Annotated in this window: 9 protein-coding genes; 6 read left to right on the top strand and 3 right to left on the bottom strand. The window is 40.1% G+C overall.

Translation table 11 applies throughout. The features are described from left to right. Positions 1 to 738: 738 nt before the first annotated feature. From ACVBIO_RS14495 to istB, 4 genes are all read left to right on the top strand, one after another. The gene (locus ACVBIO_RS14495; protein ID WP_447172890.1) at positions 739 to 1,023 is read left to right on the top strand and encodes a hypothetical protein; all 285 of its coding nucleotides are present in this window, start codon (positions 739 to 741) and stop codon (positions 1,021 to 1,023) included. A gap of 703 nt (positions 1,024 to 1,726) precedes the next feature. Next, on the top strand, positions 1,727 to 2,737 hold the full coding sequence (locus ACVBIO_RS14490; RefSeq protein ID WP_447172889.1) for a hypothetical protein: 1,011 nt from the start codon (positions 1,727 to 1,729) through the stop codon (positions 2,735 to 2,737). A gap of 211 nt (positions 2,738 to 2,948) precedes the next feature. Next, positions 2,949 to 4,481 (top strand): IS21 family transposase, encoded by a 1,533-nt coding sequence (gene istA / locus ACVBIO_RS14485; protein WP_447172888.1) that lies wholly within the window; start codon positions 2,949 to 2,951, stop codon positions 4,479 to 4,481. 11 nt (positions 4,482 to 4,492) lie between these two features. Then, positions 4,493 to 5,233, top strand: a complete 741-nt coding sequence (gene istB, locus ACVBIO_RS14480; protein ID WP_447172887.1) for an IS21-like element helper ATPase IstB — start codon at positions 4,493 to 4,495, stop codon at positions 5,231 to 5,233. A gap of 123 nt (positions 5,234 to 5,356) precedes the next feature. On the opposite strand, the gene ACVBIO_RS14475 is transcribed toward istB, so the two are convergent. The 3 genes from ACVBIO_RS14475 to ACVBIO_RS14465 all read right to left on the bottom strand — a co-directional run bounded on the left by ACVBIO_RS14475 (position 5,357) and on the right by ACVBIO_RS14465 (position 8,317). Beyond that, positions 5,357 to 6,220: a hypothetical protein gene (locus ACVBIO_RS14475; RefSeq protein ID WP_447172886.1), complete on the bottom strand. Its 864-nt coding sequence runs from the start codon at positions 6,218 to 6,220 to the stop codon at positions 5,357 to 5,359. 291 nt (positions 6,221 to 6,511) lie between these two features. After that, entirely contained in the window at positions 6,512 to 6,913 is a 402-nt protein-coding gene (locus ACVBIO_RS14470; protein WP_447172885.1) for a hypothetical protein, read from the bottom strand. Between the two features lie 1,113 nt (positions 6,914 to 8,026). Continuing rightward, entirely contained in the window at positions 8,027 to 8,317 is a 291-nt protein-coding gene (locus ACVBIO_RS14465; protein WP_447172884.1) for a hypothetical protein, read from the bottom strand. Between the two features lie 887 nt (positions 8,318 to 9,204). Between ACVBIO_RS14465 and rlmA the strand changes: the two genes are divergently transcribed. Together rlmA and ACVBIO_RS14455 are read left to right on the top strand one after the other, a co-directional pair. Continuing rightward, positions 9,205 to 10,011 carry a 23S rRNA (guanine(745)-N(1))-methyltransferase gene (gene rlmA / locus ACVBIO_RS14460; protein ID WP_447159944.1) on the top strand — a complete coding sequence of 269 codons (807 nt, stop codon included), beginning with the start codon at positions 9,205 to 9,207 and terminating at the stop codon, positions 10,009 to 10,011. Positions 10,012 to 10,314: 303 nt separating this feature from the next. Further along, positions 10,315 to 10,521 carry a cold-shock protein gene (locus ACVBIO_RS14455; RefSeq protein WP_012155714.1) on the top strand — a complete coding sequence of 69 codons (207 nt, stop codon included), beginning with the start codon at positions 10,315 to 10,317 and terminating at the stop codon, positions 10,519 to 10,521. Positions 10,522 to 10,766: the final 245 nt, after the last annotated feature.

The raw sequence follows: 10,766 nt of genomic DNA, 5'->3' as shown, positions 1-10,766 counted from the left end.
CGCAGCCGTATCTACACCGGATAATTGGAGCACTCATTTAAGCCATAGTGGTTTGGTGTCTAACACGGAAATGCCCCAAAACGAGTTTCAGGCGACATGTCGCATAGATAAGTAACAAGCTAATTGAACTACTTTTACTAATCGATAGATGAGAATGACGGATTACTTTAGATTAATCATCAATATCAACGATCAAGGTTCTCTTTTTAAGCTCGTTTATCTTACAACACTCAGGTAGAGCAGCTTGGTGTGCAGAACGAAATTATAAAATGCTTGCTTGGGCATAAGCATAACTCTGAATCATTTGAACCATTTATTATCAGCACCTTTATATTATGCTGTAAATAAAATCGATACACCCGCCACTATGTATGTAAAAGTCACGCCAAAACACTCAAGCAGGTAAGTAACAAAATAATCACACCGTATTAAATTGGAGTGTGTTTTTAACGTAAGGTTACAAAGAAATACAAATGCCACAAAATAAAATGTTTGTTAAATACCTAATGGTATTGTAAATGATTTGTAAGGAATGATTTTATAGTGTAATCAAAAACCGTATATTCCCATGCTATTTCATGTTTGGTATATAATACTTACCTTCTAACCTCGTTCAAAGAATTTAGTGTGGTTCAAATATAAAGTCATCGAGTTAATTTAAAATATAATCTATTGACTTGAAATTTTTTTTATATAAAATTCTTGAAAATTAAATATAGGGATAGGAAGTAATAAACAATGAACGATAATATTCAACAAGCACGTCTACAAAACAATATGAAAAATCCAATTGTAGCCCTTATTCTAGGTTTTTTCATTCCGGGAGCAGGTCAAATGTATGCTGGGAGCGTAATGTGGGGAGTAATCAACCTTATTCTCATCATTATTTGTGCCATTACAATTGTGGCTTCACCAGTATCTTTCATTCTGTGGCTAGTTTCATTGTTCTTGGGATACAAAGGTACAAAACAATTCAATGATCGAGTTTTAGACAACGCAGAAGCAAAAGAAACCACAGTATAAAGTCCAATTTAAGCTTGAATATAGATCGTTCAAGCTTAAACTTGATATCACGTTTTTAGCATTTGTGCGTTGCGCTCTTTGCAGGGCATAAATCGCTTTTTGGACTTGGCCGATGGAATATCCATATTTATAGTTTATGGTATTGTAGTGGATTACTTAAACTGGCCACTAGCTTGTAGGTGAGCCCCGTACTTTGTTATCGCTGAAGTTATCTGAAATATGAAAGCTTTCAGTACTTCGTAAAGCGTTTTTGTCCAAAAAAAGCTTGGGATACTTAATGTAGTCCCCAGTTTTAATTGACCACAATATAGTCGAGAAATATTCACAAGCATGGAATTACATAGTTAGTGACATCCGTACGGTAAAAAATATGTTTAATCGTTCATCGATAAATCTGACCAGATAATTATATCTATTGAATTGACTACTCGTGAGCTTTCATATTTACCTTAGTATTTGTAAGTCATCTAAAGCTTAATAAATGTTCACACTTTCACTCTGAGTCTTCTCTACGGATTTGAATGGCTTAGATTAACTTCGTTGAAATTACAATCAGTATTTAATTTGTATCAGAAAATATATAATTTGAAGAGTAATCACTTGATAATTATGATGTTAGATCACAATATACGTTTTACTTTCTTTACTCTTTTTCTATTAATGCTAATTTACCTCTTTTTGTATATTGACGAGTGGAATTACCGTGTTAGATAGAATATCTTTTTACATCCCTTCTAAAAAATCATTTAAACATGCATTACCAACAGTAAAAGCATTAAATTTTTTATTGGTCTCATTGTTACTTTGTTTTATATTTTCGGGCTATTTACCTTTTGTAGCGATCTTTGGAGTCCCCCAAATTCCTTTCAATGAAAATGGTTCATTTCTTGATTACGCAATTATATTCCCACTAGTGATATTCGTTCTATTAGGGGCACCGATTAAATTAGTCAGATATTTTGCTATTGCGATTCCTGTATTTTTCTTAGTCACTAATTTTGAAACAGTGAAAGAAATATTCAACCTAGTAATAGAGTATGCACCAGAGGTTTTTAATTTTTCTAAAACTGATGCTGGCTCATATTTAGGTTCATTAACGTCATCAATGCTTACGTTGAAGTACGGGTTGTTTGTCTATTTAGCAGGGGTTGTTGGTTATGCGTTAGTTATTATCGGTTTTAGGTACCAAGAGAATGCCAGATTCTGGAGTGTATTATTCTTAAAGGATGACGCAACGCTTGTAAATCGTGCGACATTTGAAGTTGTAGAAGCTTGGTTGAAAGCAACAAGGATTGAAATCACTCTGTTTGTGACGGATCTTAAAAATAGTGATAGAGATGAAGCTAAAGAAAAGGTTAAAAATATATCTCCTAAAAACCTTACTATTTTAGCTCTATTTTTCGTTTCTGTGATTGCGCTGTTTTCTTATCTATTTAACGTTATATTTTTAAGTTCAAATATGGCTGAAGAAGATGTAAGGCAAGCAATTAAAGATGGTTACACTCAAGAGATTTGGGGTGTAAAAACGAGTGTAGACATTGATGCCTTATCTATTTCAAATTGTGAAAAAATCAGTGATAAGCCAATTGGTATTCAGTGTCATATTAAAGCTGAAATAACCGTACGCCTGAATAATGAAACGTTGAATATTGTAAGTGTTAATGAAATGGAATCATTTCAGTTGGAAAACGGTAGATGGGTTTATTACGATTAATTGCATGTTTCGGAGTAATCCGATCACCGATTCCGCGATAAACCGATCACCTGTTTCGGTTTAATCCGATCACTCATTCCGCGATAATCCGGCCATTTTAGGCCTAACTCCGGAATCCATGATCGGTTTATCGCGGATTCATTCTTTTTTCTCTTTTAAATCAATTAGTCGCTACCATTATTGGCATCAAATAATGCTACTGGAAGCGACAATGCCAAAAAAGAGAATAGTTATGACTAAAATCAACGAGGTTTTACGCCTCAAATTCGACTGCCAACTCTCCAATCGCAATATCGCTACCTGTGTCAAAATCGGCTGCTCTACCGTCTCTGAAATTCTCAGTCGCTTTAAGCTCAGCGAGCTAGGTTGGCCACTTCCTGATGGCACATCAGAGCTTCAGCTAACTCAGGCGCTGTATCAAGACAAGGGGCCATCACAGCATAAGGTGATGCCAGATTTCGCATTGTACTTCAAAGAGTTGAAACGAAAAGGCATGACCAAACGCCTACTGTGGGAAGAATACCACACGCAATACCAGGCTTGTGCCTATGGCTACACTCAATTTTGTGAGTACTACACTCGCTGGTTTAAGAAGCAGAAGCGCAGCATGCGTCAGCAACACATCGCGGGCGATAAGCTCTTCATCGATTACAGTGGTCCAACCGTTCCCATCGTTAATCCGGATACGGGGGAAGTGAGAGCAGCGCAGATCTTTGTAGCGACACTGGGAGCGTCTAATTACACCTATGTGGAGGCCAGTAGAAACCAGAAGCTTGAAAGCTGGTTGCAGGCTCACGTAAATGCCTTCGAGTTCTTCGGTGGCGTGCCGCACCTACTCGTACCTGATAATCTCAGATCGGCCGTTACCAAGCCCTGCCGCTACGAACCGACCTTAAACGATAGCTATCGTAAGCTCGCCAATCATTACTGCACGGCGGTGATGCCTGCTAGACCTTACAAACCCAAGGATAAAGCCAAGGCCGAAAATGCGGTGTTGATCGTCGAGCGTTGGATCTTAATGCGACTACGCCATCAGGTATTTCATACTTATGCAGAGTTGAATATCGTCATCGTTAAGTTGATGCATGAGCTTAATCAGCGTGAGATGCGGCAGATAGCCGCGAGCCGTCAGGCCTTATTTGAGATGTTGGATAAACCGGCGTTAAAGCCATTACCACTGCAACCCTATCTTTATACTGAAACCAAACGCGCCAAGGTCGGCCCTGACTATCACATCCAATATAAGAAGCACTATTACTCAGTACCACACCAGCTGGTAGGTGAACATGTTGAGCTGGAAGCATCCTCAAGACTGGTGAAGATCTATCATCAAGGCAACCTGGTTGCTCAGCATTCTAGTAGTGAAAAAGAGCACGGCCAAAGCACTATAGACATGCATATGCCAAGCAACCATCAGCATCAGAAATGGTCACCACAACGACTGCTTAGCTGGGCCAAAAGCATCGGTCCAGCTACCCGTGAGGTGGTTAATGCACAGCTGCAAAGCAAGGCACATCCAGAACAGGCATACCGCAGCTGCTTAGGCTTACTTAGCCTAAGCAGACATCATGGTGACAACCGTTTAGATCAGGCGTGTAAGGATGCGGTACTGGTCGACAAACCTTATCTAAAGTTCATCAAAAACCTGCTCAGTAACCACCGTGAAGGAAGACTCTCGAGCGATAGCACCAGCACGCCCAATATAGAGCACAGCAATGTTCGTGGCCCCAGCAGTTATCACTAGGAGAAAGGTTTATGGATCATCTTAATGAACAACTTAAAACATTACGTTTAGGCCATGCTGCACAGGCTTTAGAGCAACAACGAGAGCAGCTCTCGACTTACGCAGAGCTGAACTTCGAGGAGCGGTTAGGCTTGCTGCTGGAATGCGAGCTGTTAAATCGTGATCAAACCAAGATCCAACGTCTCAAACGACAAGCCAAGCTCCGGCTTAATGGGCAAGCTAGCCAACTGATTTATAAGGAAGGGCGTGGCTTAATGCGGGCTAAGATGAGTGAACTGCTGACAGGCAGCTACTTGCACAAACATCAAAACATCCTTATCACGGGGCCAACGGGAGCGGGAAAGACTTATGTCGCTTGTGCCATCGCAGAGCAAGCCTGCGAGCGACAGTACAGCGTCAGATACTACCGCCTAAGTCGACTCCTTGATGACTTAAGCTCAGGCAAGTTAGATGGTAGTTATCAGAAGCAGCTGCTGGCAATATCGAAGAAAGTGCTGCTGATAATTGATGACTGGGGCATGGAAAAACTGACCCAAGAGCAATCTAGTCATTTACTTGAAGTGCTGGAAGATAGATACCAAGAAAGCAGCACAATAGTGATAAGCCAACTGCCAGTAAAAGAGTGGTACAACATGATAGGTAACGCCACTATCGCCGATGCATTATTAGATCGCTTAATCCATAACGCCCACCGGATAGAGCTGGGTGGTGAATCGATGAGAAAACTGGCGCAATCCGATCACTTAGGGTAGAAATAGGGGTAAGAGAAAAAAGATGATTTAGGTGATCGGATTAAACCGAAATGAGTGATCGCAATAGCCGGAATACGCAGTGAACAGTGGAATAGTCAATTCATGTAGTTACCTGCCAATTATTTACCAACCTTGATAGTTTTCGAGTAGTCTCTTCAGAATGTCTTTCTGTGTATCATCGAGTAGCATGCACATGTCGCCAAACTGAGGGTAGCGAAAATCGCGAGCAAGCTCCTCCCGCTCATACTTGTTAGCAAGGTCTATCTTTGTGATTTCAAGCGACTCACTTTTAGCGGCAAGGCTCAGTGACATCATTAGGTCCGTCGTGTGTCGAGTGTTGTAGCAACTGGCCAAGGCGTAGCTCAAAAGCTTGTCAGCAGAGCCTTTGCTGTTAAATATGAGCTTTCTAATATCAATGTCGATTTCATAAATGTCTTGAACTTGGTTAAGGTTTTTTCGGTGTGGGGCGAGGGTGTAGCCACGCCCTAAATAAATCAGACAGTCTTTGACGGCATTTAAAAATTTAACTTGTATAGGGGAGTCTTCTCTCACTGGTAAGAGTCGATCAACTAGCATGCCTGTCAGGTCTTCTTCCGTATTCTTGATACCTGGGATCGAAACTCTTGCATATTTAGTTGTTCCTGCTTCAACCCACCAAAAGCCAGTGTAACTATCGTCACTAGAGTAAAGACCGAACTCAGTATGTTCAATTCCAAACGTTGACTTTGCAAGCTGCGGCAACGCTTCGTTGAAGCTTTGCACGTTATGGATACCATTACCCCAACAAATGCACTTCATGGCCTCTGTGTGGCTTAGGGATTGTTCCTTTTCAAGCTCACTTGCATTGATCTTTGCTTGCTTAACCGTTAAACCAGTTGGAAAAATGAGTACATTCTCAACTAAAGAAAATTTAGTTAAGTGGTGCGTATCTTCAAGTCGACCCTTAGCATAAGGGGACGTTACTGCAGTATTAATCTTGCTGTTCATAATAGGTTCCTGACACTTGCAATCATCACTTACAAATCGATTTAGGCAAGCGTAAAAGTCACTACCGCATATATAGTGATGACGGCAGAAGAGTTAATAAGTAAAAGTGTTTGTTGTTTTGGCTCAATAGAGCCACGGTCACTAACCGTCGTTATGTATGATTTGCCTTATAAACACCGATGCAAAATGCTATTGATGTCTGTCTATTAACCTAATTTTTATCCGTGTTACTTAACCTAGAGAAAGTCTAAAAAGCCCAAGAAAGCGAGCCTAATGGCTCGCGAGTTGTTGCTATAGACTGTCCTCTAATTTTTGTGCCCAATGTTGTTCAGCGATGTCGAAGTAAATTTCTGGTGGTAATCCAAAAATAGCTTCGAATTCATCATCAAATAAGCCGCAGAAGCTTTGTATTTCTTCTTTGAGCAGCAGTAACACCATGTACATATCCAAATCCTCCAGATACTGACTATCTAGCTCTGGATGTTCTTCTTGTATCGATTTACTGACGCTCATACCTAAAATCCTCCCAGCAGAATCTCTATGTTGATAGATGTATCGACTAAAGCTCAATTCGATATCATCGTCTTGTGTTACTTGGTGGCCTGCCAGTAACAAAATAGTGCTGTGGTCGCTCCAGGGCGACTTGGATTGCCTTTGATACTCTCTGATAAAAGGTGACTTCTTATCGCTCATAGTGGTTCCTAATTGACTAATGATTGGTCCTCATCAGTAGTTAGGATTGCCGCTTGCGAATTATTGAAGTGTTGGCGAAAAAAAGTTATTACCTGTTCTTGTTGTATTAGCGATATTTGCTTTTTGGTTAGATGTTTCCTTAGTGAGAACTCTAAGAAACTCACCTCAGTTTCCAATCTATATTGGTCTCGTTCAGCGTACCGCAACTCTTCTGTAAGGCTGTTCGATACCTCGTTAAGTAACCTAACCAGTGCGTTTAATTGGACTAAAAAACTCGCTTGCATCGCCTTTCTCCTATTGTCTTTGCTATTCAGGAGATAAGTAGGAAGTAGAAATGCGAATTTTAAGTAAGTACTGGATATGCGATGAAGAGCCATGGACTTTAGTCGCCATAGTAAGAGCATGAAGTTTTGGGGTTGTGTGGTATGCCTATTGCCGAATGCATGCCGCATAACTCTGAAGTTTAAATGAATAAGGCTATTACTGAACCGGCTAAGCGTTTTATGGTTGCTAACAATATGAGCTCTTTTATTTTTAGGACTTGTTGTGAATAGTTGTTGATTCGAAGCGGGTTGAAGGCAAAGGTGTTTTAACCACCGATTTAGTTTGGCAAGGAATTGCTCAACCACAGTGCCGCAAAGTTTTTCGCGTGACGGCCAAGCAGTCAAACTAACTAGAAATAGGCTGGGAACATTGGCATCGATATCTTTAAAAGTCTGCTTTAGCATTGAAAACAGCATACTGATGAGTTTCTGTAGCATTTGTCGTCTCTCATTTCTCATTGGATTGAAGTTGATGCGCGAATGGTGGCAGAGAAATTTATAAAAAATAAATCAGGGTTAAGCTGTAATTACGTATTCTTGTTGGAAATAAATAGTGGCGCTCACTTTAAGTGATGTAAAATATAGGCTTATGTCGTTTTTGTGTTTTTTCGCATATTTGAGTAAGAAAAAATAATTTTTCCTTGAAAATATTAAGCAAGCAGCTCTTGGTCCGTTAAGTAACGGTTTAGAATTTCCATTACTCACAACTTAATAGGAAGTAAAAGAGCGGGGGGGGGGGGATGAAATGCAGTGAAAAAGATCTAATATTTTCACTGCAAATAAGGTATCACTACATGTGGTCGATATAAGTGCTCACGAAGTGAATGAGGATGTGACTTTCTAGTGGATCATCAATCTCAGCACAAATTCCTTTTTGAACGTCGAAGTAGAGTTTTTGATACTCCTCATAAAAGTCCAGCTCATCCGAATCCTCTTCGGTCAGTTGTTGCTCGATGATCTTAGAAAGTAATGCTAGTGCGTTATTTAACTTCTTTTTTTTCTGCGCCAGAATTTGGTAGCTTATTTCTAAGCTGATTTCTTCGTTATCCAACTCTTCCATAGTGGGTTTTAGTTTGTTCATTTCAGTCTCCAATATAGTAAATGGTTAAACGTTAATCATATATAGGAGTGCAGGTGGGGAATTTGAAAGCTTTAGATTTTTACTGTTCGCTGAACTATTCGCTTCAACTCTAAGTAGTTGTTATTACTGGACTGTCGTAACTTACTCTGCTTTGTGTACATGGTTGCGTACATTTTTGTTGCTTAGCTGCTTCAGGCCTTTGTTGGCGGGGTGGTTTCATAATCGTGCCAGAAGAGGGTAGGTTGGTTATTTGCAGACATAAATTTAGTGGCTATCACAAACAATAATTGTGGTTATCATAGCACTGCCACACTTTAAATGTCTTCGTTTGCGGAGTCTAATGTACCTTATTAGCTTGAGTTTAAGCCTATTTGCTGACTGGATCGAAAAAGATAAGCGCAGTAGAATAGCGCTCCGTTTTTAGGGGGGGCAAGTTTAAAGCTCTTTTGACTCTGTCATACCCATTGAGCCCTAATGAAAGTTTTAATGTGGATCCTAATGTGAGTATTAGTACAAACTACTCATTTTCGATCGGTTTACTTGAACACGTCGGATTGCTTCGATGCATTCCTGAGATACTAAGGACATGCTTTGGCTCTCATTCGTGGGCTGATAGTGGGCAACTACAATCGGGGCCATGCCAAGTCGCTCTGCTTAACACTCATTTTGTGCGTGCTTTAGGGGGGGGGGGCTAGATAGAGACTGCTTCTTGACGCCGGGTGATCTTCGGTACTTTATACTAACTTGTTTTGGCCATTAGCCATTGAATTGGGCTCTACTTAGTGATGACGCTTTATCTTGCATCTTTATTAACAACTTGTTCAGACAAAACCTTATAGATTTCGCTGGCCTCAGCATTGAGGCCCCCCTTTTTTGGAGATTGATAAATGATTTACCGCTGCCCGTTATGTGAACAGGCTTTATCTAAAGATGATAAAACTTGGTATTGCGCCGCAAACCATAGGTTTGACTGCGCCAAAGAAGGTTATGTAAATCTGCTACCAGTGCAAAAGAAAAAGTCCAATGACCCTGGTGACAATAAAGAGATGATGTTTGCCAGACGTGAATTTCTGAACAAGGGGTATTATCAAGTTCTGAGCGATAAAGTGAACCTGCTCGCTAATGAATACTTAGAAGATGCACGTTTCGGTTTAGATATAGGTTGCGGCGAAGGCTACTACTCCAATCGTTTGGTAGAAAGCTTGCCGAGTGATTTCAGCCTTTATGGTGTCGATATCAGTAAATCAGCGCTTAAGTATGCCGCTAAGCGTTACCCCAATATTTCATTTAGTGTGGCAAGTGCATTTGATATGCCATTTCCTGATGATAGCTTTGACTTTATGCTACGTATTTACGCTCCATCATTGGATGTAGAGCTTAAACGAGTGATTAAATCTGGAGGTATCTTAATTACTGTTTGTGCTGGGCCTAGACACCATTTCGCACTTAAAGAGCTTATATACGATAATCCGAAAGAGCACACCGAGGAATCTTCTCAGATAGAAGGCTTCGAGTTAATCCATCAAGAGAGAATAGAGCAAGTACTAACGCTCGAGGATGCTGCCGATATTGGTCACTTTTTAAAAATGACACCTTATAACTGGAAGTTAACAGAAGAGCAAAAATTAGCGTTAGCTAAATCAGGCTTAAGTTGTGAGCTAGACTTTAAAGTTGAAGTCTTTAGAGCCTTGTAAATCAAAGGGTGTAGCTTGTTGCCTGTTTTTTAAACGGTTATTGGGGGTGGGATTCTAATTTGTTGGATGTGATTTTTTGATACATTTAGCAAGCTATAGAAATATAAGTAAAAACACCTTAAATAACGATGCGAATGAGTGTTGACATATGATGAGAATGGTTTATAGTGGTTGCAGCTTGAAGGTTAGGCTTATTTTTATGTGTTCAATACGACATGTTCGTCCTGTTAACATTAAGTAAACCGGCATTTTCCAGCTCTACTGCCGTTAAGGCTTTAATTTATATTTACAGGATTCAATATTATGTCTCAAGTTACTGGCGTTGTTAAGTGGTTCAACTCTGATAAAGGTTTCGGATTTATCGAGCAAGAGTCTGGTCCAGACGTATTCGTACACTTCCGCGCTATCAACTCTGACGGTTTCAAAACTCTTGACGAAGGTCAAAAAGTTCAGTTTACTGTTACTCAAGGTCAAAAAGGCCCACAAGCTGAGAACGTAACTGTAGTTTAAGTTACCAGCTTGATTAGCACTAGCTAATCACACAGAATTTTGAAGAGCCGTGGTTTACCACGGCTCTTTTTTCGTTTACGACTTTTGAAAATAAAATACTAAATATAAGCGTGATATAAGCCTCTCGTAGTTAACTTCTTGTTAGTAGCAAGCTATTCGCCTGTTCGTTAGTATCCAGCTCTGTGCTTCCCGTTTCTATCTAAACTTGTTAGCTTTGACATTATGCATTTATCCTAATCAGCAAT

The sequence above is a fragment of the Shewanella sp. 0m-8 genome (genome assembly GCF_052977265.1).
Note: the sequence above shows the minus strand (reverse complement) of the source record. Positions and strands in the feature narration are given on the sequence as shown.

Coding starts and splice junctions, on each gene's coding strand:
- ACVBIO_RS14455 (WP_012155714.1), top strand. CDS start 10,315: ATGTCTCAAGTTACTGGCGTTGTTAAGTGGTTCAACTCTGATAAAGGT.
- ACVBIO_RS14495 (WP_447172890.1), top strand. CDS start 739: ATGAACGATAATATTCAACAAGCACGTCTACAAAACAATATGAAAAAT.
- istA (WP_447172888.1), top strand. CDS start 2,949: ATGCCAAAAAAGAGAATAGTTATGACTAAAATCAACGAGGTTTTACGC.
- istB (WP_447172887.1), top strand. CDS start 4,493: ATGGATCATCTTAATGAACAACTTAAAACATTACGTTTAGGCCATGCT.
- ACVBIO_RS14475 (WP_447172886.1), bottom strand. CDS start 6,220: ATGAACAGCAAGATTAATACTGCAGTAACGTCCCCTTATGCTAAGGGT.
- ACVBIO_RS14470 (WP_447172885.1), bottom strand. CDS start 6,913: ATGAGCGATAAGAAGTCACCTTTTATCAGAGAGTATCAAAGGCAATCC.
- ACVBIO_RS14465 (WP_447172884.1), bottom strand. CDS start 8,317: ATGAACAAACTAAAACCCACTATGGAAGAGTTGGATAACGAAGAAATC.
- rlmA (WP_447159944.1), top strand. CDS start 9,205: ATGATTTACCGCTGCCCGTTATGTGAACAGGCTTTATCTAAAGATGAT.